The sequence below is a fragment of the Sorangium sp. So ce1335 genome (assembly GCF_051521615.1).
Classification (GTDB): Bacteria; Myxococcota_A; Polyangia; order Polyangiales; family Polyangiaceae; genus Sorangium.
The window spans coordinates 12,908,004-12,932,656 of the sequence record NZ_CP150363.1 but is presented as its reverse complement, the minus strand read 5'-3'; the positions used below and the strand labels follow the sequence as shown (position 1 = coordinate 12,932,656).

Sequence of the window (24,653 nt, the reverse complement as noted above, 5' to 3'; positions counted from 1 at the left end):
GGCGCGCAGCGCGCGCTGCCCCCTCGACCTTGACGACGTAGATTCCCAGGCCCAAGCGTCTCCCGACCAGAGGACTCCGCATGCAGCTCCGCGCCGAAGAGATCTCTCAGATCATCAAGAAGCAAATCCAGAACATCGACAAGGCCGCTCAGGTCACCGAGACGGGCACCGTGCTCACCGTGGGCGACGGCATCGCCCGCGTGCACGGCCTGAGCCGCGCCATGGCCGGCGAGCTCGTCGAGTTCACCGGCTCGGAGGGGACGAGCCTCATGGGGCTCGTGCTGAACCTCGAGCAGGACAACGTCGGCGCCGCCATCTTCGGCGATACGAGCATCATCAAGGAGGGCGACGCCGTGAAGCGCACCGGGCGCATCATGGAGGTGCCCGTCGGCGAGGCGACCCTCGGCCGCGTCGTCAACGCGCTCGGCATGCCGATCGACGGCAAGGGGCCGATCGAGTCGAAGGATCGCCGCCGCGTCGAGGTGAAGGCGCCCGGCATCATCCAGCGCCAGCCGGTCACCGAGCCGATGCAGACCGGCATCAAGGCGATCGACGCGATGATCCCGGTCGGCCGCGGCCAGCGCGAGCTCATCATCGGCGACCGGCAGACGGGCAAGACCGCCGTCGCCGTCGACGCGATCATCAACCAGAAGGGCAAGGGCGTCATCTGCGTCTACGTCGCGATCGGCCAGAAGCTGTCGACGGTGCGCCAGGTCGTGGACAAGCTCGATGCGCACGGCGCCATGGAGTACACGATCGTCGTCGCCGCGACGGCGAGCGAGACCGCGCCGCTCCAGTTCATCGCGCCGTACACCGGCGTGACCATCGGCGAGTACTTCCGCGACAGCGGGCGCCACGCGCTGTGCATCTACGACGACCTGTCGAAGCAGGCGGTCGCGTACCGCCAGCTCTCGCTCCTGCTCCGCCGCCCGCCGGGCCGCGAGGCGTACCCGGGCGACGTCTTCTACCTCCACTCCCGGCTCCTAGAGCGCGCGGCGAAGATGGCCGACGTCTTCTACGTCGTGCCGAAGGGCACGAAGATCGAGGGCGGCGACCCGGCGTACCGCGGCGTCGACGGCAAGTCGCACGTCGGGGCGCACGGGATGCACTCCGCGAAGGACTCGCTCTGGAAGACCGTGGACGGGGCGCTCTTCGAGAAGCTCGAGCAGGCGCGCAAGGACGAGAAGAAGGACGAGATCAAGAAGCTCGAGCAGCAGCTCTCGGACAAGGCGAAGGCGAGCGACTACGAGATCGTCCGCGATCCGAAGTCGGGCGGCTCGCTCACGGCGCTGCCGGTCATCGAGACGCAGGCCGGCGACGTGTCGGCGTACATCCCGACGAACGTCATCAGCATCACGGACGGGCAGATCTTCCTCGAGGCCGACCTCTTCTACTCCGGCGTCCGCCCGGCCATCAACGTCGGCATCTCGGTCAGCCGGGTCGGCGGCAACGCGCAGATCAAGGCGATGAAGTCGATCGCCGGCACGCTGCGCCTCGACCTCGCGCAGTACCGCGCCATGGCGGCGTTCTCGCAGTTCGCCTCGGACCTCGACGCGAAGACCCGCGCGCAGCTCGAGCGCGGCGCGCGCCTCACCGAGATCCTGAAGCAGGGCCAGTACGTGCCGCTGGCCGTCGAGAAGCAGATCCTCATCATCTACGCCGGCACGCAGGGCCTGCTCGACGACCTGCCGGTGAGCTCGCTCGCGCGCTTCGAGGAGGAGCTCTACAAGTTCATCGACAGCAAGCACGCGCAGATCTTCTCGGACATCCGGGAGAAGAAGGTCCTCGACGACGACCTCAAGTCGCGGATGACGAAGGCGATCGAGGCGTACAAGAAGCGGTTCGTCGTGGAGTCGGGCGGCGCCTCGGCCTCCAGCGCCGCGGCGGCCGACGAGGACGCGGACGGCGAGGACGAGGAGGAGGCGCCGGCGCCCAAGGCGAAGTCGAAGAACGGCAAGAGCGCCTCGAAGGCCAAGGAAAAGTAGGCAGCCGTGCCCAGCCTCAAGTCCATTCGCAAGCGGATCTCGAGCGTCAGGTCAACGCAGAAGATCACCCGCGCCATGAAGATGGTCGCGGGCGCCAAGCTCAACAAGGCGCAGCAGCGCATCACCGAGCTCCGGCCCTACGCCGTCAAGGTGCAGGAGGTGCTCTGGGAGATCACGCGCGACGCTGCCGCGGCGCCGGCGGCCGACGCGCCTGCGGCGGAGCGGCACGGAGCGGAGGGCGAGGCGGCCGCGGTCACCGCGGGCGAGAAGCCGGCGCACCCGCTGCTCGTGACCCGCCCGGAGCGGCGCGTGCTGCTCCTCGTGCTCACGAGCGACCGCGGCCTCTGCGGCGCCTTCAACACGAACATCAACAAGCGCGCCGAGCGCGAGTGGAAGAGCCGGACCGAGGCCGGTCAGGAGGTCCACCTCGCGATCATCGGCCGCAAGGGGCGGGATTACTTCAACCGCCGCAACGCGCCCATCCGCGAGTACCTGCCCGGGGTCTGGGACAAGCTCAGCCTCGAGACGGCCCAGGCGGTCGGCGCGAAGCTCCTCGCCCCGTTCAACAAGGACGAGATCGACGCGATCTACCTCGTTTACAACGAGTTCAAGAGCGCGATCACGCAGACCGTCGTGGTCGAGCGGCTCCTGCCTGCCGGCGCGCCGGCGCGGGCGGAGGGAGACGAGGGCGACCACGCCGGACAGGCGCGGGAGTTCCTCTTCGAGCCGGACAGGGGCGCGCTCCTGGAGCGGCTCGTCCCGATGTACGTGGACATCTCGGTGCTCCGCGCGCTCTACGAGTCGATGGCCAGCGAGCTCGGCGCCAAGCTCACGGCGATGGATGCCGCGAACAAGAACGCCAAGGAGATGATCGACACCCTGACGCTCGCGTACAACAAGGCGCGTCAGGCGGCGATCACCAAGGAGCTCATGGAGATCATCGGCGGCAGCGAGGCGCTCAAGGAGTAGCGCCGCGCGCCGGCAGCCCGCCGGATCTCCGCCCGCGAGCCCGATCCGGTCGCCCTTCGCGACCGGCCCGTCGCGACCGACAGGTCGCGACGGGTATCGAGGCGCGGGGCTTGCTGTGCACGTTCCACCTCAGCGACCGCTCGCCGGCTGCCCAGCGCTGGCCGCGCATCGTGCGGCCAGCACTGGCGAAGCCGGGCGGGCGGCCCCATGGTCCAGTTCCCGTGCTCCAGCCCATCAACCCCGACCATCCGGAACCCCGCAAGATCGCGCGAGCGGTCGACCTCCTCGAGAAGGGCGAGGTCATCGGCTACCCGACCGACACCGTCTACGGGCTCGGGTGCGACCTGATGAACAAGCAGGCCATCGAGCGCGTTTATCAGATCAAGGGGATGCGCCAGAACAAGAACCTGGCGTTCATCTGCCCGGATCTCAGCGACATCGCCCGCTACGCCATCGTCGAGAACCAGGCGTACCGTATCCTCAAGCGCTTCCTGCCGGGGCCGTACACGTTCATCCTGCCGGCCACGCGCGAGGTGCCGAAGTACGTGCACCTCAAGCAGAAGACGGTCGGCATCCGGGTGCCGAACCACCCGGTCGCCATCGCGCTGGTCCGCGCGCTCGGGCGGCCGCTCATCAGCACCACCGCGGCGCCGCCGGGGGAGGATCCGATCATCGATCCGGGGGAGATCGACGACCGGTTCCCGGGGCTCGCGCTCGTCCTGGACGCGGGGACGGGCGGGGGGGTGCCGACGACGGTGATCGACCTGAGCCAGGGCGACGTCCAGATCGTCCGGCAGGGCGCGGGGCCGACGGACGATCTGGTCTGAGCCAGCGCCAGAACGCGCGGGCCGGAGCCGGAAGGCGCCGAGGCGCGAGGGGGATCCGGTCGTGAGCGGCCCGTTTCGTCATGCGCCCTCGGCCCCGCTCGACTCGAGCGCTGGCCCGCCGGGCACCTCGATCACGCCGTACGCGATCCCCTCCCTGTCGAGCCGCTCGCGCGCCGTCGCGAACGCGAGCGGGCTGCGATCGCCGCCGACGAAGCGGCGGCCGAGCCGCGCGGCGGCGACGAGCGTCGTGCCGCTGCCGCACATGAGATCCGCGACGGTCGCGCCGGGCGCGGACGACGCGCGGACGATCCGATCGAGCAGCTTCTCGGGCTTCTGCGTCGGGTAGCCGGTGCCCTCGCGGCGCAGCGGGGTGTTGGCGACCATCCCGGGGATGTCGGTCCACACGCTCCCGAGCCGGCGCCCCTCGTCGGCGTAGTACCGGTACGCCTTGCCGCCGAGGATCCGCTCGCGGTAGAGGCGGCCGTCGTCGTCGCGGTGCTTGAAGTGCATCGCGAGGCTCGTCTCGGCGTAGGGCTCGCGGAGCGCAGGATCCGAGGCGTTGTAGACGACCCGGCCGCGCTCGCTCGCCGCGCGCGCGTAGAGGAGGATCGTCTGGTGCGTGACCGAGAAGCCGCGCGCGCCGCGGCCGCCGTTGCCGGGCGCCCAGATGATCTCGCCGAGGAACGCGCCGCGGCCAAAGAGGCGATCGCACGCGACCTTCGCGTCGTGGACGGCGCGGTGGTCGAGGTGCAGGTAGAGCGTCGCGCCCTCGGCCATGCGATCGCGGATCGCCGCGAGCCGCGAGGCGAGCATCGCGACGAGCGCGTCGGCGCTGGCGCGGTCGTCGTACGCGTCGGGGCCGCTCTCCGGCCGGCGCCGGCCGCGCGCCTCGCCGCGCGCGGAGCGCGCGGTCATCGTCGTCCCGACGCCGAAGGGCGGGTCGAGATAGACGAGGTCGAACCGCACCTCGGCGGGGAGCGCCGCGCAGACGTCGGCCGCGTCGCCCAGCGCGACGAGGTGGCTCACAGCGCGCCGTCGGGCGCCGCGACGCGGGAGCCCGCGGCGGCGCCGCCCGGCAGGAGATCGTCGAGGATCGCCGCGGCGAGATCGCCGTCCGGCGGCGGGACGAGCTGCGGCATCGCCGGGAGCCACGGCCAGTACGGGCCGCCGCCGAGGCAGCCGGAGAGGAACTCGTCCGGCGTGCACGCGACGCGCAGGTGGAGGTGATCGGCGTGCGCCGTGCTGTCGCCCGGCTGGAGCAGCACGCTCTCCGCGTACCAGACGAGCTCCGGGTCCTCGCCGCGCGCGCGGGCGTACTCAATAACGAGCGCCTCGAGCCAGCGGGCGAAGAAGAGCCACTGGACGTGCGCGTCGGGCGAGCGGACGAGCGACTTCACGAGCAGCCACGTCCGCTCGACGTCGAGGCGGACGTGCGCCTCCGCGCCGGGGCGCGACGCCGCGCGATCGGCGTCGCCGGCGCTGCGCGCGAGCCCGTCCGGCCCGAACTCGACGAAGCCCGGCGAGCGCACGGGGCGGCCGTCCGGGGTCAGCGCATACAGCAGGAGGTCGGCGTCGCGCCCGGTGCGGTGCGACCGGTGCCCCCGGGTCGCCCCGCCGAAGCGCGCGGAGAGATCGCCCACGAGGAGCGGCTCGCCGCCCGGGCGCGCGCGCGCGACGTCCGCGGCGGCACGCTGGATCGCGGCGACGAGCCGCGCCGTGCCCCACCGGACGCCGTTGCTGCGGAGCAGGCGGTAGCCCTCGCCCTGCCTCGGGAGCTCGACGGCGTCCGTGATGACGCCGTGGTGCGGGACGCCGATGGAGCCGCGGAGCGCGGGGGCGAGCGGCGTGGGGGAAGAGCCGACGCACGCCGCGCAGCACAGCGCGACGAGCCCCAGCAGGAGCGTGGTGAGGAGAGGACGGCTCGGCATGACGACGATCGGACGCGCGGCGGGCCCCGCCGCGCCGGCCCGCTGGATGCCCGCGGCGACGGCCCCGGCGTCGCTCCTTCCGGCGATAACCTCGCCGGCGCCGGAGGGAAAGTTCTCGTGGATGCGGTCGAGCTCGGCGCGCCCCGGAGCTCGCGTGTCCACGGCGGGAGATCGGCTGGACCTGCGCGCGCAGGCGCCACCCCCTGCCCTCACGGCGCGATCAGCGCTAACACCCCCCGCCCATGGAGCCAAACCACCGCGCCCCCCAGGGGAACCCGAGCGCGGATCGACGCCCGGCGACGACGGAGGATCGACGGCCGCAGGCGGCGGATCGACGCCCGCCGACCGAGGAGGAGCCCGAGGGCCTCGCCTGGAAGGGGGCCCTCGCCGTCGCGCTCGTCGTGGGAGGCCTCGTCGTGTGGCGCGCCTGCTCGACGCCGGACGACGCCGCGGAGAGCGCGCCCGCGCCGTCCAGCGCGGCGTCAGCGCCGGGCGACCCGGGCGATCCCGCCGCGACGGCGCAGCCGTCGGCGCCGCGCTGCGCGACCGCGGGCCCCGCGCCGTTCGTGATCGGCGACGCGCCGCCCGCGTCGGCGCCGAGGGACGCGGGGTCCGAGCAAGGCGCCGGGGGCGGCGCGGCGGACACGCCCGAGGATCTCGCGCCGTTCGCGGTCGAGGTCGGCCGCGGGACGACGTTCGCCGGCGGGTTCGCCGTGGGCGCGCAGCGGGACGCGGAGGGCGGGACCGTCGCGATGGTGGCCACGCTGTCGGCCGACGGCGCCAGGGGGAAGCTCGTGCGGCTCGCGCGATCGCGGGGCGACATGGATCCTCCGGTCGTCGCGGGCGCGGGCGGCGCGATCCTCGCCGCGATGCTCGAGCCGAACGCCGGCGGGCGCGCCATCAAGATCGCGCGGGTCGAGGGAGAGCACGTCACCTGGGGGGCCGAGCTCGCCGAGGGGCGCGACGAGTCGCTCGCGCTCGACATCGCCGCGTCCGGCGATCGCGCGGTCATCGTCTGGGACGACGTGACCCGCGACGGCAAGCGGTCGCGGATCATGCTCGCCTCCGCCGACGTGGGCTCGCTGCGCTCCGTCACCTCGCCCCGCCCCGTCTCGCAGCCGAGCACCGACGCCGAGACGCCGCGCGTGATCGCCCGGCCCGGCGGCTACTGGCTCGCGTACATCGCGCGCGCCGAGGAGCCGGCGCGGAAGGCCGCGGCGAAGGCAGGCGAGGAGGCCAACGAGGACACCGCCGCCGCCGGCGAGACGATCGCCCACCAGTGGCTCGAGGTCGTCCCGCTCGACGAGACGGGCGCGCTCACCGCCACGCCGCGCGCGGTCACGCCGAAGGACGGGCACGTGCTCGCGTACGACCTGACGCTCGGCGAGGACGACGGCGTCGTCCTGGCCTTCCGGGACGACGACACCCCGAGCGGCTCGATCGGAGGGCGCATCAGCGCCGTGCTCGTGCGGCTCGGCGGCGTCGGCGAGCCGCGCGTGCTCGTCGGCGGCGAGCGGGACCACGACACCCCGCCCGAGGCTGCGCTGGGCGTCGGCGCCGGCGTGCCGGCGCTCCTCCGCGGCGCCGCGGGGCCGGGCGCGCAGGGCCCGGGCAGGGCCGCCGGCGACCGCGACGCAGCCGCCGTGTGGCTCGCGATCGCGAACGCCTCCGGCCCGACGCAGCTCGCGACCCTCACCGCGCGGGGCGAGCTGGAGGGGGGGCTGCGCGCAGAGCCGGCGCTCGGGCGCGGCGAGCCCATCGCGGCCTCCGCGGACGCGCTGCTCGTGGCGCACCCGGCCGGCAAGGCGATGAAGCTCGAGGTGCTGCGCTGCGCGTCGGCGGCGTCGCCCGGCAAGTAACGCCCGGCGAGCACGCCCGGCGAGCAACGCCCGGCAAGTAAGCCGGCCCCCGTCGCGGGCGGCGCGCGGAGCGCGGCAGCACGCGCGGCGCGGCGGACGCATCGCACGGCGCGAAAAAATCCGTGAGCCTGATCCTGTCCGGCTCGGAGGTGCGCGCGGCTTCGGCCGAGCAGGCACATGGCCGTGGATTGGGAGCGCGGGGGTGTGTAGCATCCGCGCCAGTGGCCCACGGGGACGATCCGCAAGAAGGAGCGTCGCGCCGGCCTGGCTTGCCGAGCTTGTCCGGTTCGCCGGACGAAGCTGGCTGGGAAGCCAACGCCGACAACGCTCAAATGACGCGCGTGAGCGCGCAACCTCAGCCCGGCGCGAAGACGCTGCTCGTCGGCAGCGCAGGCACGTCGAGGCTCGGCACGCCGGGCGCGAACGCGCCGCCAGGCGGCGAAGCGCCGGCGGCCGGGAGCGCGCCGCCGACCGCGGACGCGACGCCGCTGCCGGCCGCGAACGCGCCGGCAGCCGCGACGCCGCTGCCGGCCGCGAACGCGCCGGCAGCCGCGACGCCGCTGCCGACCGCGAACGCGCCGGCCGCCGCGACGCCGCTGCCGACCGCGAACGCGCCGGCGACGGCGACCCCGCTGCCGACGCCGAACGCGCCGCTCGCGGCGACCCCGCCGCCGCCGCCGGCCTCGCTGCCGCCGAACGCGCCGCTCGCCGCGAGCCCGCTGCCGCCGCCGACCCCGCTGCCGCCGCCGAACGCGCCGCTCGGCGCGACGCCGCCGCCGCCGCCGACCTCGCTGCCGCCGCCGAGCGTGCCGCCGCCGGGGCCGAACCGGACAGGGGCCCCGAGCGTGCCGCCCCCCGGAGGACCGAGCAGACCGCCGCCGCTGATCCGCCGCAAGGACGGCAGCGTCGCGAGCGGGCCGCTGCCGCCGCCGCTGGCGCCGCCGTCGAGGCCTCCGCCGCCGTTGCCGCCGGGCGCCAAGGCGCCCGGGTCGACGCCGGGCCAGTCCAGCGCGCCCGGCCCCGGCCTGGCCGCCCCGCCCGCCCCCGGCTCCAGCCGCGCCGCCGCGCTCGCCCCCGGCTCCGGCCAGGCCGCCGCGCCCCGCGAAGACCAGCCGCAGGTCCGCTCGCCGCGAGGCGTTCCCCAGCGCCCGCCGACCCCGAACCGCGCCGGATCGCCGCCGGCTCCGGGCGCCGGGAGACCGGCGCCGAGCTCCCAGCCGGGCGTGCCCACCCAGGCCTCGCCGGCGGTCGCCGCGTTCAACGCGAGCACCACGCCGATGCCCATCTCGGTCGACGCGACCGCGACGCCGATCCCCATCTCGGCCGAGCCGATCTCGTCGCCAACGCCCATCTCGGTCGAGTCGATCGAGCCGCTCGCGGCGACCTCGGCCGGCCAGCCGTCTCCGGCGACGCCGCGCTCGGCCGTGAGCGAGCCGAAGGCGCCAGCGCCGGGCCCGCACGCGCCCGCGCCAGGCCCGAAGGCGCCAGCGCCGGGGCCGCAGGTGCCCGCGCCGAACTCGCAGGCGTCCGCGCAGAGCGCGCCCGCGCCGAGCGCGCAGGCCCCGGCGCCGAGCGCACAGCCGCTCCCGCAGAGCCCGCAGATCGCAGCGCCCGACCTCGCCGCCGAGCTCCAGCAGCGCGCCGAGCGGCTCAGGACCAGCGATCCGGTCGGCGCGGCGCGCGCGCTCGTCGAGCTCGGCATCCACGAGGAGCGCGTGCTCCGCGACCCCTCCGCCGCCCGCCGCTCCTACGAGCGCGCGCGGCAGCTCTCCCGCACGCTCGAGCCCGCGCTCTCGCGCGTCCATCGCCTGCTCGACGCGCGCACGGAGCTCGCCCTCGCGCTCGAGGTCGTCGAGGACAAGCTCCGCGTCGCCGAGAGCGACGCCCTCCGGGCCGACCTGCTCGCCGAGCGGGCGCGCCTGCTCCAGGCGCTCGGGCGCACCCCGGAGAGCTGCGACGCCTTCAACGAGGCGCTGCGGCTCGTCCCGCTCCACGCCGCGTCGCTCCGCGGGCTCGAGATCGCCCTCCGCCGCGAGAGCGCGCGCGGCACCGAGCAGGCCGGGCGCGACCTCGCGGCGCACCTGGATCGGCTCGCCGACGCCTACGCCCCCGGGCGCGGGCAGCCGGACGGCGACGGCCAGCTCACCGCGTGGATCCACGTCGAGCGCGCCGCCGTGCTCGATCGCAAGCTCCACAAGCCGGAGCTCGCCCTCGCGTCGCTCGAGGGCGCCATCGCGTACGATCCGGGGCCCGGCCCCGTGCGGGAGGCGCTCCGCCGTCACCTCGTCCACCACGACGGCATCGTCGGCCTCGTCGGCGCGCTGTCGCTGGAGGCCGAGCACGAGCGCGACGACGAGCGCGCGTCGCGGCTGCTCTACACGGCGGCGCGGCTCCTCATCGACAAGATCCGCTCCCCCGCGGACGCGATTCCCCTCCTCACGCGCGCGTCGACGCGCGCCCCGGCCGGCTCGCCGACCGCGCGGCGCGTCGTCGCCGAGCTGATCCGCCTGCTGGAGGCGAGCGGCGCCCTCGAGGAGGTCGCCAGCGTCCGCAAGAAGGAGCTCGCCCTCCTCACCGACAGGGAGGCGATCGCCTACCAGCACGTCCGCCTCGCGGAGATCCACGACACCCTCGGGAACGCGCAGCAGGCCGCCTTCCACGCGACGCGCGCCCTGGAGCTCGATCCCGAGGACAGCTCGACGCGGGAGCGGCTCGACCGCGCCCTGCAGCGCCTCGGCCACCACGAGGAGCGCGTCGAGGTGTGGACCGCCGTCGCCAACGCGGACCGGCCGACGCACGTCCGCGTCGCGGCGCTGCTGCGCGCGGCGGACATCTCCGAGCACCACCTCAAGCGGCGCGACGAGGCGCTCGCCATCCTGCGCGCCGCGTGGGCGATCGACCCCGGCAACGGCACCGTCTTCGACGCGCTCTCGGGCCTGCTCGCGCCGGCGCCGCAGTCCGTCGACGAGGAGGATCCGCGCGGCGTGCGCGAGCGGATCGACCTCTACACGCAGGCGGCCAGCGCGACGGAGGACCCGGCGCGCAAGGTCGGCCTGCTCGAGAAGCTCGCCTCCATCTGGGAGGACGAGCTCGGTCAGCCCGCCCGCGCCATCGAGGAGATCGAGAAGATCCTCGAGATCGACCCGGAGCGGCGCGCCGCGATCCTCGCGCTCCAGCGCAACGCCGCGCGGGCGGGCGACGCGCAGCGGCTCGCGCGCGCGCTCTGCGCCGAGGCCGACCTCACGGGCAGCCCGGCCCAGCAGCGCAGGCTCCTGCTGCGCGCCGCCGACATCACCGAGATCAAGCTCGGCGATCGCGACCGGGCCTCGGCGCTCGTCGACCGCGCGCTCGCGATCGACCCGTCCGACCCGGACGCGCTTCGCGCGCGCTTCCGCCTCGACGAGCGGGCCGGCCGGTACGAGGAGGCGCGCCGCGCGCTGCTCAAGCTCATCCAGCGCGACCCCGCGGGAGACGCGGCCTTCAGCCTCTGGATCGAGGTCGCGTCGCTCGACGAGCGGCGCCTGAAGCGGCCGCACAGCGCGGTCGAGTCGTACCGCGAGGCGGCGCGGCGGCGGCCCTCCCACCCGCAGCCGCGGGTCGAGATCGCGCGGCTGCTGCGCGAGACCGGCAACTACGAGAAGCTCGTCGAGGTCCTGAGCTCGCTCGCCGACGAGGCGCAGGGGCCCGAGGAGCACGCGCGGCTGCTCTTCCAGGCGGCCGAGGTGCAGGAGCTCGCGCTCGGGCGCGACCAGGACGCGCTGCGCCTGCTCGCCCGCGCCGACGCCGCGCTCGCCTCGAGCCATCCCGACCCGGCGATCCTCGAGGCGATGGAGCGTATCTACGTGCGCGCCGGCGGCGCCGGCTTCGGCGTGGGCCTCGGCGCGCCCGCCGCGCAGCGGCCGGCGACCGGCGCGCGCGCGGCGTCCAGCCTGCCGGGGATGAGCCACTCCATGATCGCGAGCGAGCTCGCGGGGCTCTACGCGCGCTGGCTCGAGCGCAAGCCGCCGGCGCTCGTCGATCACGCGCTCCGGATCTCGCTCGCGCTGGTGCTCGCGGAGAGCAGCCCGCGCCACGCCGTCGAGATCCTGGAGGGGCTCGTCGCCGTGGTGCCGAACCACGTCCCGGCGCTCCGCATGCTGGAGCAGCTCTACCGGATCCTCGAGGCCCCGACGTCGCTCGCGACCGTCCTGCGCGCCGAGGCCGACGTGTTCACGTCCGCCGTCGCGCGCGGGGGCGCCCTCTGGGAGATCGCGTCGATCGAGGAGCAGCTCGGGCCGAGCGCCGCGCTCGAGGCGCTCGCGCGCATCGTCAAGGAGTCGCCGCGCGACGCGGCCGCTCACATGGCGATCCTGCGCCTCGCCGGCAAGGTGCCGCCGTCCGATCCGGCCGCGCCGCGCGGGCAGGCCCTGTTCACCAGCGCCGTCCGCGACAGCCGGGAGCTGACGAGCGACCCGATCGCGCGCGCCCTCTACAACATCGAGGAGGCGCTGCTCGCCGAGGCGCAGGCCGACAGCGACCCCGGCGCGGCCCGCGCGGCGCTCGCCGGCTTCCGCGACGCGCTCGCGCTCTGGCCGGAGAGCCTCCTCGCGGCGCGCGGGCTCGATCGGCTCGCGCAGCGCGTCGGCGACAGGGCGAGCATGGTCACGGCCCAGCTCGCGCTCGCCGCGCTCGTCCTCGGCGAGCCCGCGCGCGCGGCGCACCTCGTGCGCGCGGCGGAGCTCACCGCCGAGGACACCTCGCCCGAGGGCAAGGCGCGCGCGCTCGAGCTGTACGAGAGCGCGCTCCGCGCGGACCCGAGCAGCCTCTCGGCGGCGCGCGCGCTCGCCCAGAAGCTGGCGGGCGACCCGCAGCGGCTCGCCGACCGCCTCGGCGAGGCGCTCGGCCGGGCCGCGAGCCGCGAGGCGATCGCGCTGCTCGGCACGGAGATCGCCCGGTCGGTGCTCCAGCACCACGGGCGCCCCGGCGCGGTCGACCCCGGCGTGGGCATCGCGGCGATCCGGCGCGTCATCGAGGCGACCCCGAACGACGCGGCGGCGCTGCTCCTGCTCGCCCGGCTGCTCACCGCGCAGCGCGTCTGGCTGGAGGCACGCGACGCGCTGAAGCGCGCCGTGGCCGCGGCGGCGGACGCCGAGACGAAGATCGCGGCGCAGTTCCTGATCGCCGACCTGTACGAGGGGCCGCTCGCGAACCCGGCGCTCGCGCAGGACGCGCTCCAGGCGGTGCTGTCGATCGACGCGCAGAGCCGCGCCGCGCTGGAGCGGCTGCACAAGCTCGGCGTCACGCGCGGCGATCACGCGCTCGCGCTGCGCGCGCTCGGCCGCCTCGTCGAGCTCTCGCCCGACCCGGGCGCCCGCGTCGAGACCGGCCTGCGCCTCGCCGACGCCCACCGCGACGCCGGCGACAACGCGGGCATGGTGCGCACGCTCTGCGACGTGATCGTGAGCTCGCCGAGCGGCGACACGCGCGGCTGGACGGCGCTCGCCCGCCTCTACCGCGTCGACACGAGCGAGGGGGCGGCCGCCTACGCCAAGGCGCTCACGCAGCTGCTCGAGATCGCCGCGGCCCGCCGCGTCGCGCCCGACCCGCGCTGGCTGACGACGCTCGGCCTGCTCGAGGCGACGCTGCTCATCCGGCCCCGCGACGGGCTCGCGCGCCTGCAGCAGGCCGTCGCGCTCCCCGGCGCCCCGCCGGAGTCGCGCACCGCGCTCGGCCGCGGCCTCGAGGCCGCGGGGCGCAACGCGGAGGCGGTCCAGGTGCTGCGGGACGTCCTCACGTCCGACGCGGAGGTCGTCACGCGGCTCCCGGATCTCGGCCCAGCCCTCGCCGCGCTCGAGGCGGCGCTCGCCAAGGACGGGCGCGCCGAGGAGCGGGTCACCGTCGAGGAGGTCCGCGCCTGCCTCGGCGAGGTGTCGGCCGAGCGCATGGCCCGGCTCAGGGGCCGGCGCGTGCCCTCCGAGGCCCCGTACGTCGGGGCGTTCGCCGGCCCCGAGATCGGCCGGCTGCTCGTCCCCGAGGCCCGGAGCTCCTGGATCGACGTGGCGCTCGCGATCGCGCCGATCGCCGCCAAGGCGATCCGCTTCGAGCTGAGCAACCTGGGCGTCAGCTCGCGCGAGCGGCTCGGCCCGCGCGACAACCACCCGACGCGGCAGCTCGCCGAGCGGGTCGGCCGCTCGCTGGGCATCGAGGCGTTCGAGCTCTACCTCGTGCCCTCGTGGCAGGGCGCCGCGCGCGTCTTCCCGGGCGATCCGCCCGCGATCGTCGCGCCGACGTCGTTCACCGAGCTGCCGGAGCTGGAGCAGACGTTCGCGCTGGCCCGCCTCTTCGCCCGCGTCGCGGTCGGCTTCACCTTCCTCGACGAGATCCCGGCCGAGGCCACCGACGGCCTGCTGCTCGCGGCGATCCGCACGCTCGATCCCGGCTTCGGGTCGGGCGCGATCTCGCCCGCGCGCGAGCACGCCGCCCAGCAGATGCTCCCCGGCATCCAGCGGGCGATCGGGCGCCGCCAGCGCAAGCTGCTCGAGGAGCTCGCGCCGAACGTCGCCGTGTCGTACGACGCGCGCGCGTTCGTCATCGGCCTGCGCCGGAGCGAGTACCGCATCGGCTATCTCCTCTGCGGCGACGCGCTCGCCGCGATCGACTACCTGCGCAGGTACGATCGCGACATCGCCCGCTCGACCGAGGAGCCGCGCCTGCTCCTCCAGCACCCCGTGTCGAACGAGCTCTTGCGCTACGCGCTCTCCGCCGAGGCCTTCGCCGATCGCCGCCGCGCGGGCTCGATCTGGCCAGCTGTCTAGATCGCCTCTCGCCAACGACAGCGACGTACAGACGTCCCCGGCGCCGCTGCGACACTCACGTATTTGTTCAGCCTGAGCGGCGCAGCGGCGCCAGGAGCGCGCGGCGCCGGCTCGGCGGAGCGCGCGTGGTATCCTGTCTCCGCGTGACCAACAACCTGGTCCCGGGCGCCCTGGTGGCGAGTCGCTATCGGGTCGATCGCCAGCTGGCCGAGGGGGGCATGGGGGTCATCTGGGCCGCCACCCACCTCGCGAGCGGCGAGCGTGTCGCCTTGAAGCTGCTTCGTCCCGGCGCGACGGAGGACGCCTCGACCCGCCGGCGCCTCCTCCGGGAGGCGCGCGCGGCCGCCGTCGTCGACCACCCGAACGTGCCGTGCATCCGCGACGTCCTGGAGCTCGACAACGGGACCCCGTTCCTTGTCATGGACCTTCTCGAGGGCGAGTCGCTCCGCGACAAGCTCCTGCGGGAGGCGCGGATCCCGCTCCCCGAGCTGGCGCGCATCCTCTTGCCCGTCATCTCGGCGGTGGGCACCGCGCACGCCCGGGGCATCGTCCACCGCGACCTCAAGCCGGACAACATCTTCCTGCTCACGCCCGAGGCGGCGGCGCCGCCGGGCGCGCCCGGGTCAGGCCCCCGAGCCGTCGACGGGGCCGGCGGCGCCGTGCCCGACCAGGCGCCTTCGGCGCCCTCGCCCGACAAAGCGCCGCTGCACGACGAGGTCGCGCGGGTCCGGGTGCTCGACTTCGGCATCGCCAAGCTCACGGCGTCTCACGGCGACGCCGCGTGGACCTCGGGGCGCACCGGGACCGGCGAGATGCTCGGGACCCCTTACTACATGTCGCCCGAGCAGATCCTCGGCGAGCACGACGTGGATCACCGCGCCGACATCTGGTCGATCGGCGTGATCCTCTACGAGTGCCTCACCTCCGTACGGCCCAACGAGGCCGAGAGCATGGGCAAGGTGCTGAAGCGCATCCTGACCGGCGCGATGCGGCCGATCGGCGAGATCGCGCCCGCGCTGCCCGCCGACGTCGCCGCGATGGTCGACCGCATGCTCCGCCCGGACCGCGCGCAGCGCCCGGCAGATCTCCGCGAGGTCGGCGCGCTGCTCGGGCGCTACGCGGACGTCGCGCTCCGCCCGTTCGGCCCGCCCGCGGCGCCGAGGGAGCCGGAGGGCGACGCGATCCCCTTCGAGGCCCGCGCCGGCGACGCGCTCTCGGCCGGCGCCGGCGACGCGCTCTCGGCCGGCGCCGCCGACCTGGACGGGGAGGCGTCGGTCGCGACGCTCCGGGCGGGCAGCCTCCTGCCGGCGCCCCCGTCGAGCTCCTCGCCGCCTGCCCCCCGCGCCGCGGCGACCGCGCTGGGGGCCTCGGCGGCAGGGACGCGCGGCGTGAAGGGCGCCGCGTTGAAGCTCGCCGCCGCGCTGCTCGTCGCCGCCGGAGCAGGCCTGTCGCTGCTCCGCTGTTCGACCTCCTCGGCGCAGGAGGCGCCCCACCTCCTCCGCGTCGCTCCAGGGGCCAACGCGCCCGGCGACGCGGACGCTCCGCTCGATGACCAGGTGCGGAAGTCAACTCCGGAAGACCCGGAGATGCCTTGAAGGAACTGCCTGAGACATAGGTACAAGGCGGTTCCTGACGTCTGTCGTGATGCGTTGAGACGGCGTTCGGGCAATGTCGGATTCCTGTTGCGCCGCGCGCTTGAACAGGGTGAGTCTCTCTCACCTCAGGAGAGAGGTGAGTCTCTCTCACCTCAGGAGAGAGAGGCATGCCTACCGAGGTCCTCGTCCGCATCCGTTCCCCTCGCGGAATCGTCGACTTGCCTGGCACGGTGGATACCGTCGGGCCGGCCGCGTCCGCTGCGTTCGAAGAGCGCAAGTCGACGCCCGGGATTCGCCTCCTCGCGGCGGCGGTGAACGACAACGACTATGCCATCTCGCTCCAGTCGCCGGTGCCCGCGGACCACCTCGCGGCGCTCCGGGAGCGCGAGGGCAAGGCGGTGCTCATCGTGTTTCCGGGGCGCACGCCGGTGCGCCGGCGGCTCCAGGCCGTCGCCGTCTCCACCGTCGAGGTCGAGCCGGATCACGGCGTGGCGTCGCAGGCGGCGCCGATCGACCTGACCGCCGGGCGCGAGGGGGCCGCGCCGCTCTGGCTCCTGCCTGTCGGGGTGTTCAGCGCGAGCCCGGCCCTCGCCCCCGAGGGGATCGCGGCCCGCGACGCCCTCGTCTCGGCGGCCCGGTGGATCTCCTCGCGGCGGACGAGCACCTTCACGCAGCTCTTCCCGCCGAGCGCGTTCCACCCGGAGGAGCCGGTGCGCAAGGAGCGGCTCTCGGCGGGCCGGGGCATGGCGCTGCTCGATCAGGCGCGCGCGGCGCTCGAGGCAGCGGCCGTCGGCGGCGAGGAGGCGCGGCGCGATCCGACCGGGGCCGCGACCCTCCGGTCGGCGGCGCTCACCGTCCTGTCGCACCTCATCGCCACGTCGCTCGACGACCGCAGCTTCGCGCCGGTCGCCGACCGCGCCGCCGAGGCGATCTTCGGGCTCGTCGAGGAGGAAACGGGCGACGAGACGGCCCGGCCCGCGCTGCGCGCCCACGCGATCCAGCTACTCCAGCTCCGCGCCCCCGGGCTCACGGCGGCCCAGCAGGAGCGCGCGCGGGGGCTCGTGCGCAGCCTGCTCCGCGAGGCGCCGCCCTACGACGAGCTCACGGGGCCCTGGAGCTTCGCCGTGTGCAGCGCCTCGGAGTTCCACGAGGGCGAGTGCCGCATCCTCGTGTCGACCCACGGCTTCAAGGAGATAGCGCCCCCGCCGGGGACGCCATCGCCGCCGAGCGGCCGGCGTCCTTACCGCGTCCTCGAGGCCCCCTTCAAGACGCCCGCCGGCGAGCCCATCCGCGTCTTCGCCCGCACGGCCACCCCGCGGGACGAGAACCTCGAGATGGGGATGAGCTTCTTCATCGGGCTGCTCATCGACCGGCACGCCCAGCTCGGCTCCTTCGACCTCCGCGCGGCCGCCGTGCAGGTGCAGCAGGAGGGCTACAAGCTGATGATGAACGCGCAGTGCGCCGGGCTCACCACGCGCTTCGCCATCTCTCAGATGTTCCCGGACGCGGACATCTATTCATCCTGGGACTCGACCTATTTCCGGGTCGGGAACGATGGAGTCGTCAGCTCGTCCGAGGGGATCGATTGCTTCGTCGCCGCGCTGCGCGGGATGAGCGAGCGCGCGTCGCACGCCGAGCTCGACGCGCGCATCCGGAAGGCGCAGTGGCACCACCCGCAGGCGCAGGTCCCTGGCTTCTCGCAGTTCGTCGGGCCCTCGCACCCGCTCGTGGTGGCCCGCTATTCCGACGTGAACCGGGACGGGCGCGCCGATTACTACGACGGCTTCCTCGACTTCCAGCTCACGGAGATCGCCGAGGACATCCAGGCCTCGATGACGCCGCGCGACCCGGGGGTGAGCGCGTCGCAGGTCAGCGGCGCCGCCGCGGCGGGCCTCAACTGGGCTGCAGGCAGCATCAATCGCGTCGCGCAGTACTCGGACATCTGGGCCGGGCTCGCGGGCCAGAGCGAGCTCTATTATGTCTTCCAGTCAGGGGGCTTCTTCAGCCACCGAGAGCCGCCGCACGACGTGCCCACCGGCAACGCCGTCCGGCAGGACCTCGCGCGGCTCCCGGCCGTCACCCGCTTTCATGAGAGCAAGGAGGCGCTCGGCGGCCTCTCGGTCGACGTCATGTTCCACAGCCACCTGAGCCACGCGGCCCAGGAGCTGAAGCGCCTGCTCTGCGCGGCCGACGCCATGCGCCGCGCGTTCGATCTCGGCTACCTCAAGGGCGACGGCGCGCTGGCGACGCCGCGGGGCCAGCGCTGCGCCATGCTCCTCACGATGGCCGGTCTCCTGGAGTTCCCCGCGGATCAGAACTTCATCGACGGCCTGTGGTCGATGGCGCTCAAGGCGCTGCGGCTGCCGCAGATCTCCCGCAGCGCGGTGCGCGCCTGCATCACCGAGGAGGACCACGAGATGTCGAACTACTATGGTTCTCGGCGCGGGCTGGATCAGCTCCTCACGGCGCTCCAGAAGAGCGATCCCGTGGCGTTCGAGCAGCTCGGCACCGACGATCCGCTCGTGGGGAGGCTCGCCGAGCTCGATCTCGGCGGGCCCTGACGCAGCTCCCCGGCGCGCCACCTGCCTGGCACGCTCGAGTCACACGGACAGATCCGAGGCTGTGCCCTGTTCAGGGCGGCCTGCCCGATGCTTGAGGCCCCCTGTTCGTCGGCGTACACTCGGCGTCGATGAAGTCGTTGCAGGCCGTCGCGAGGATCGGGCTCAGGCCGGGGGACGATCCGCGGCTGCGCCAGCACAAGAGGATCCTCACGGTCACGGCCGCGCTCAAGGCGTGCGCGTGCCCCGTCTGGGCCATCGCCTATGCGGCGAGCGGCGATGTCCGCTCGGCGGCGATCCCGCTCGGCTACACGGCGTGTACGGCCCTGAGCCTCGCCCACTTCGCCCGGACGAAGGAGTTCGCCGGGTTCCGCTTCCGCCAGGGGCTGCTCATCTTCGCGCTGCCGTTCCTCATGCACGCGAGCCGCGGGGGGTTCGTCGCGTCGAGCGGCGTCGTCCTCTGGGCGCTGCTCGCGCCGCTCGTCTTCCTGCTGTTCCACGGGTCGCGGGCGTCCGTCCCGTGGTTCGCCGCCTACGCCCTCCTCGTGATGATCGCGGGCGCCGTCGACCCCCTCCTCTCGGCGCGGGCGCCGGAGACGCCCGAGGCGCTCATCGCCTGCTTCTTCGCGATGAACATCCTCACGGTGTCGGCCATCGCCTACGCCGCCGTTCAATATTTCGCGCGGCAGCTCGCCGAGGAGCAGGAGAAGCTCGCGGAGCTCGTCGCCTCCTCGGCGCAGGCGCTCGACGACGTGGCGAGGTGGTCGTCCGCCGCGGCGGCGCAGATCGCGGAGGCGATAGGGGCGCGCGAGATCGCGGTGTGGAAGGCCGAGGCCGAGACGATGGTGAGCCTCACCGCGACCACGACCGAGGCCCCGTCGGCCGAGGCGCTGCGCAGCGCCGCGCTCGCGAAGCGGTCGCTCTCGAGGTCGTCGGACGTCGTGATCCCCGTCGTCGGCATGTCGGGCGACGTCCACGGCGCCCTTGTCGTCGTCGGCCCCCGCGTGGCGTGGACGGACGCGATGCGGCGGCTCGTCGACTCGTTCGCTCACCACCTCGGCAGCGCGCTCGAGCTGTCGCGCATGCGCAAGGAGCTCGCCAGCGCGGCGGAGCGCCGGAAAGCGACCCTCGAGGACATGGTGAGCCGCGGCATCGATGTCCTGCAGGTCTGCCCGAGCTGCCATCGCTGTTACGATCAGAACGCACCTCAGTGCGGCGACGACGGAGCCGCCCTGAGCACGCCGCGGCCGTTCCCTTACCGCATCGCCGGGCGATACCGGCTGACACGGGTCGTCGCGGAGGGCGGTATGGGCCGGGTGTTCCGGGCCCAGGACGAGCGGCTCGGGCGCGACGTGGCGATCAAGGCCATCCGGACAGAGCACTTCCACAACGACGACGTGCGCGCGCGCTTCGCGCGGGAGGCGCGCCTCGTCGCGCGCATTCACCACCCGTCGGTCGTCGAGGTGTACGACTCGGGCGAGCTCGAGGACGGCTCGCTCTACATCGTCATGGAGTGGCTCGAGGGCTGCAACCTGGCGCACGCCATGAAGCACAACGGGCCCGGGACGCCGCCCCAGGTGGCGCTCCTCCTGCGCGAGGGCGCCTCGGCGCTCGCGGCCGCGCACGCGGCGGGGCTCGTGCACCGCGACGTGAAGCCGGAGAACATCTACCTGGTCCCGTGCACGTCTCCGGGCGGCTTCCGGGTCAAGATCCTCGATTTCGGCATCGCCAAGGAGATCTCGGCGGATGTCAGCGTGACGTCCACGGGCATCTTCCTCGGGACTCCGCTCTACATGGCGCCCGAGCAGGCCAGCGGCAGGCCAGTGGACGCGCGCAGCGATATCTACTCCTTCGCGGCGGTCGCGTACCAGGCGCTCACCGGGCGGCGCGTGACGGCCGGAGACGACATCTCCGCCGTGCTGTCGAGCTTCTCGCGCGGCGCCCCGCCGCCCGTCTCGTCGCTGCTCCCTGGCACGCCGCCGGAGATCGACGAGGCCTTTGCCCGGGCGCTCGCCGTATCGCCCGACGAGCGCCCGGACGACATCGAGGCGTGGGTGAGCTCCTTCGTCGATCACCTCGACGCGCTGCCCCGGCGGTGCCGGGGCTGGCGCATCGCGGGCGTCACGCACGACCTGGACGACTTCAGCCGCGTCGAGACGGTCCGGATCAACGAGCCCGGGGCGAAGCTCCCGTCGGCCGCGCCGCGCGCATCGTGACCGCGCCCGCGCCCGCGGCGTGGAGGCCTTGCAAAGGGGGCGGTGGAGGGGGTATGCCCGGAACGGGACCTCCATGCTGTGCCCTCGTTGCCACCGGCGGTACGCGGATGACCACCGCTTCTGCCCGCACGACGGGGAGAAGCTGGTGAAGAGCCTCGACATCCGGCGGCTCCGGTCCCAGCCCACAGAGCACGTGGGCGCCGTGATCGCCGGGCGCTACCGGGTGCGGGGCCTGATCGGCAGCGGCGCCATGGCGCAGGTGTTCCTGGCGGAGGACACGCAGGGCGGCGCGCCCGTCGCGCTGAAGCTCCTGGAGCCGAGGTTCCGCCGCGAGCCCAAGGTGAAGGCGCGGTTCCTCATCGAGGCGAAGGCCGCGGCCACGGTCGTTCACCCGAACCTCGTCGAGGTCCTCGACATCGGCCTTCACGACGGCTCGCCGTACCTCGCGATGGAGCTCCTCTTCGGGGAGTCGCTGCGCGCGCTGCTCCTGCGCGAGAGGCGGCTGTCGCCGGAGGCGGGCGTGCCCATGCTCCTGCAGGTCGCGGCGGGGCTCGGCGCGGCGCACCGGGCCGGGATCGTCCACCGGGACGTCAAGCCGGCCAACGTGTTCCTCGTCGGCGAGAAGGGCGACGCCTGGGCGGCCAAGGTCGTCGATTTCGGGTTCGCCAAGCTGTACGAGCACTCGGGGCTCACCCAGGCCGGGGTGACCGTCGGCACGCTGGAGTACATGGCTCCGGAACAGACCATCAGCGACCCGCCCGACGCGCGCACGGACGTCTACGGCTTCGGCATGCTCATGTACCGCGTGTTCTCCGGCAAGCTCCCCTTCAGCGTCGCGCGGGGCGCTGGTCACGCGCTGACGCCCGCCATGGAAGAGGCGATGGTGCTGGCCCATCAGCTCATGACGCCGCCCCCGCCGCCCGGCCTGGGCGAGGGCCCGGCGGCGAGGGCGCTCGAGGCGGTGATCATGAAGTGTCTGCGCAAGCGCCCGGAGAACCGGTATCCATCGATGGAGGCGCTCAGCGACGATCTCGGCCGGGTCGGGCGGCCGGGCGCGCTGGCGGCGGACGCGCCGATCGCTTTGCCCGACGTGTATGCCGCGAAGACGCCGTATGGCGAGCACGCGGCGCGGTTCCTGTACAAGCAGCTCGGCAAGGTGTACGGCGCAGCGCCGTAGCCGCGGCATGCCCGGAATGCGGCGCCCCGCACGCATCTCACGTGGCCGCGGCCCCGCGCTGGCGGTCTGCGCCGCCGCCCTCGGCTGGCCGCTCGCCGCGGGCGCGGCGCCGGAAGGGCCGCGCGAGGCCGTCGCGAGCGAACGGCCGCGCGAGGTCGCCGCGAGCGCAGGGCCGCGCGAGGTCGCCGCGAGCGAACGGCCGCGCGAGGTCGCCGTGAGCGGCTCCGCCACGGAGCCCGACATCCGGCTCACGCTGCCCTGGTTGCTCCTCCAGCTCGTGCCGAGCCCGGAGCTCTGGATCGGGCCGAGCGGGACGCGCTTCGGGCTCCGCTGGCAGGTGACGCCGCTGCTCTACTCGTTCGGGATCAACCGTAAGCTCTCGCCGTGGCGCGCCTTCGTCGTCGAGCCGCTCACGCGGCACGCGGGATCCATCGAGCTGTTCGGCTCGCCTGGATACGTCGCCGGCTCGGGCGCGGCGCCGGAGGGCTGGACGCTGCGCGGCGGCGTACGCGCTTATTTCCCGCTCCTCGACCACGGAGAGACCCTGTCCTGCTCGCTCGGCGGCTCTGCGCTCTACGCGCGCGCGCACACGCAGGCCCACACGTACGATCGCCTGGCCGCATCCTACGAGGCGGGGATCTACACCCTGTTCGGCGGGCTCGGCGCTCAGGTGACCGTCACGCCGACAGCCGCCTTGCGGTCGACCACGATCACGCTCAGCCTTCGCTACTTCTGACGCCGCGCATGGCCAAGCGTCCCACGCCACCAGCACGATCCCTTGTCCGGCGGACCGCACGCCCGCTCGCCGCGGCGCTCCTCGCGGTCGCTGGCCTGGCTGGCCTGGCGAGTTGCGTGCCCGCGCGCATCCTCGGCGACAACGTGGCCATCCTGTTCGACAGCCCGCGGCCGGTGCCGGACAAGGTGACCGAGCCCTACCGACCCGAGGCGCGGCTCGCCGCCCTCTGGGTAGGGCACGCGACCGTGCTCGTGCAGATCGACGACAAATTCATCCTCACGGACCCTGTCTTCACATCGAACGTGGGGGTCATCGTGAAGCGGCTCGTCGAGCCCGGGCTCGCCCCGGAGGACCTGCCGCCCATCGACGCCGTCCTGATCTCGCACATGCACTTCGACCACCTCTCGCTGGGGTCGCTCTCGCTCATCGAGCCGAAGGTCCGGACGCTGCTCGTGCCGCAAGGCGGGCTCGTCTACGTGCCGAACTACGCGTTCGAGTCGATCGAGGTCCCGACATGGACGACATGGAAGCAGGGGGACCTGAAGGTCACGGCCGTCCCGGTGAGGCACTCCGGCTATCGGTACGGCCTCGATCAGGCCTGGATGAACACGAGCTACACCGGATACGTGGTCGAATATCACGGGATCAAGGTGTATTTCGGCGGCGACACAGCGTACCAGCGCGACCTTTTCGTGAGCACGCGCGCGCGGTTCCCCGGGATCGATCTGGCCCTCTTGCCCATCGCGCCGGTGGGGCCTCACGAGTTCATGGCGCCGAAGCACGTGGATCCGGCGCAGGCGGTCCAGGCCTTCCTCGACCTCGGGGCGCGGCGGATGATGGCGATTCATTTCGATACCTTCATCAACAGCACCGACACGTTCGGCCAGGCGCCCCGCGAGCTCCGGCGCGTCATGGCGGCGCGCGGGCTGGGGCCGGACCGGGTGTTCCTCCCGAGGCACGGAGAGCAGCGGATCCTGATCGCGAATTGGGCGCCGTGAGGCGCGGCGGCGACGGGCGCGCAGGCGCCGCCGCGGAGGTGTCCCGGTCAGGCGGTCAGCGGGGCCGGGAGCGCCCGGGAGAGGCCGCGAGCGTCACGACCCGCGCCTCCCCTTGAGGCGCTCGATCTCGGCCAGCGCCTCGGCGAGGCGGCGCTCGAGCTCGTCGCGCAGCCGCGCCTCCTCCTTGCGCAGGCGCGCCTCTTCCTTGCGCCTGCGCGCCTCTTCCTTGCGCTTGCGCGCCTCCTCTGCCGCCCGCTCCTCGGCGGCTCGAGCGCGCACCTCGAGGGCGTCGAGCATGGCCTCGAGCGAGCCGATCATCTCGTCTGCCTCGAGCAGCGCCGAGGTGCCGTGGAAGAAGCGGAGGCGCTCGTCCTCGAGGGCCAGGTCGAGCCCGAGGACGTGCGACACGTACCGGCCGCCCTGCGGGATGATCGGCTCGTACCGGCGCGGCCCGGCGCCGGACCGCGCGCCCGAAAGGGGCAAGCGGAAGCCCGAGAGCTTGAGCCGGGCCCGGTCGAACACGTAGTACTCGGGGATGCCGAGGCGCGCGTACCGCTCGACGTTCTCGGCCAGATCCTTGCGGCGCCTGCCGGAGACGAGGACCTCGAGCGCGAAGTCGAGCCCGCGCCCCTCCACGTTGACGACCCACTTCTCGCGCCGGTGCGCGGGCACGTCGAGCACGGCCATGACGTCGGGCGCGAACATCCGCTCGCCCGGGTAGTACACGGGCAGCTCGCACGCGAGGTACACGCGGCGCCCGATCCGGGCGAAATAACTGCCGAGCGCCGAGCGGGCGCCGACCTTCGCGCCGAAGTGCTCGTCGCCCTCCGGCGGCGACGCCTCGGAGACGGGGAACTCGGAGGGGAGGCTCGCGACGACGCGCGCGCGGCCGGCCGGGCTGAGGCGGGCCCATATCTCCTCGGAGGGCGCGCGCGGGTCGTCGGGATCGACGCGGTACAGGGCAGCCGGCTGGCGCATCACCGCAAGAATAGCCGGCGCGGCGGGTCCATC

Annotated in this window: 15 protein-coding genes; 11 read left to right on the top strand and 4 right to left on the bottom strand. The window is 74.1% G+C overall.

Annotated features, from left to right (window positions below):
- Window positions 1–80: 80 nt before the first annotated feature.
- The 3 genes from atpA to WMF24_RS48240 all read left to right on the top strand — a co-directional run bounded on the left by atpA (window position 81) and on the right by WMF24_RS48240 (window position 3,781).
- Window positions 81–1,985, top strand: a complete 1,905-nt coding sequence (atpA, locus tag WMF24_RS48250; protein WP_437734261.1) for a F0F1 ATP synthase subunit alpha — start codon at window positions 81–83, stop codon at window positions 1,983–1,985.
- Between the two features lie 6 nt (window positions 1,986–1,991).
- Entirely contained in the window at window positions 1,992–2,954 is a 963-nt protein-coding gene (atpG, locus tag WMF24_RS48245; RefSeq protein WP_437734260.1) for an ATP synthase F1 subunit gamma, read from the top strand.
- A 221-nt stretch (window positions 2,955–3,175) separates the two neighbouring features.
- A complete protein-coding gene (locus tag WMF24_RS48240; protein WP_437734259.1) occupies window positions 3,176–3,781 on the top strand; it encodes an L-threonylcarbamoyladenylate synthase in 606 nt (201 codons plus the stop codon).
- 78 nt (window positions 3,782–3,859) lie between these two features.
- Here WMF24_RS48240 and WMF24_RS48235 read toward each other — a convergent pair whose 3' ends face one another.
- Entirely contained in the window at window positions 3,860–4,807 is a 948-nt protein-coding gene (locus WMF24_RS48235) for a DNA-methyltransferase (protein WP_437734258.1), read from the bottom strand.
- A complete protein-coding gene (locus tag WMF24_RS48230; protein WP_437734257.1) occupies window positions 4,804–5,871 on the bottom strand; it encodes a penicillin-insensitive murein endopeptidase in 1,068 nt (355 codons plus the stop codon). Before WMF24_RS48230 ends, WMF24_RS48235 begins: the two co-directional genes overlap by 4 nt.
- Before the next feature lie 80 nt (window positions 5,872–5,951).
- Between WMF24_RS48230 and WMF24_RS48225 the strand changes: the two genes are divergently transcribed.
- Window positions 5,952–7,568 (top strand): hypothetical protein, encoded by a 1,617-nt coding sequence (locus WMF24_RS48225; protein ID WP_437734256.1) that lies wholly within the window; start codon window positions 5,952–5,954, stop codon window positions 7,566–7,568.
- Between the two features lie 355 nt (window positions 7,569–7,923).
- Here the strand turns inward: WMF24_RS48225 and WMF24_RS48220 are convergent, their stop codons facing one another.
- Entirely contained in the window at window positions 7,924–8,919 is a 996-nt protein-coding gene (locus WMF24_RS48220; RefSeq protein ID WP_437734255.1) for a hypothetical protein, read from the bottom strand.
- Here WMF24_RS48220 and WMF24_RS48215 point away from each other — a divergent pair.
- The 7 genes from WMF24_RS48215 (at window position 8,846) to WMF24_RS48185 (ending at window position 23,642) form a co-directional block, all read left to right on the top strand.
- Window positions 8,846–14,362, top strand: coding sequence for a cellulose synthase (locus tag WMF24_RS48215; RefSeq protein WP_437734254.1), 5,517 nt, complete (start codon window positions 8,846–8,848; stop codon window positions 14,360–14,362). The two genes, WMF24_RS48220 and WMF24_RS48215, sit on opposite strands and share 74 nt — an antisense overlap.
- 143 nt (window positions 14,363–14,505) lie before the next feature.
- Window positions 14,506–15,957, top strand: a complete 1,452-nt coding sequence (locus tag WMF24_RS48210) for a serine/threonine-protein kinase (protein ID WP_437734253.1) — start codon at window positions 14,506–14,508, stop codon at window positions 15,955–15,957.
- A 167-nt stretch (window positions 15,958–16,124) separates the two neighbouring features.
- Complete coding sequence (locus WMF24_RS48205; protein WP_437734252.1) at window positions 16,125–18,518, top strand: hypothetical protein; 2,394 nt, start codon at window positions 16,125–16,127, stop codon at window positions 18,516–18,518.
- Between the two features lie 128 nt (window positions 18,519–18,646).
- Window positions 18,647–20,731, top strand: a complete 2,085-nt coding sequence (locus WMF24_RS48200; RefSeq protein WP_437734251.1) for a serine/threonine-protein kinase — start codon at window positions 18,647–18,649, stop codon at window positions 20,729–20,731.
- A 73-nt stretch (window positions 20,732–20,804) separates the two neighbouring features.
- Window positions 20,805–21,908: a serine/threonine-protein kinase gene (locus tag WMF24_RS48195; RefSeq protein ID WP_437734250.1), complete on the top strand. Its 1,104-nt coding sequence runs from the start codon at window positions 20,805–20,807 to the stop codon at window positions 21,906–21,908.
- Between the two features lie 16 nt (window positions 21,909–21,924).
- A complete protein-coding gene (locus WMF24_RS48190) occupies window positions 21,925–22,644 on the top strand; it encodes a hypothetical protein (protein WP_437734249.1) in 720 nt (239 codons plus the stop codon).
- A gap of 116 nt (window positions 22,645–22,760) precedes the next feature.
- Entirely contained in the window at window positions 22,761–23,642 is an 882-nt protein-coding gene (locus tag WMF24_RS48185) for an MBL fold metallo-hydrolase (protein ID WP_437734248.1), read from the top strand.
- 93 nt (window positions 23,643–23,735) lie between these two features.
- Here the strand turns inward: WMF24_RS48185 and WMF24_RS48180 are convergent, their stop codons facing one another.
- Window positions 23,736–24,620, bottom strand: coding sequence for a Uma2 family endonuclease (locus WMF24_RS48180; protein ID WP_437734247.1), 885 nt, complete (start codon window positions 24,618–24,620; stop codon window positions 23,736–23,738).
- Window positions 24,621–24,653: the final 33 nt, after the last annotated feature.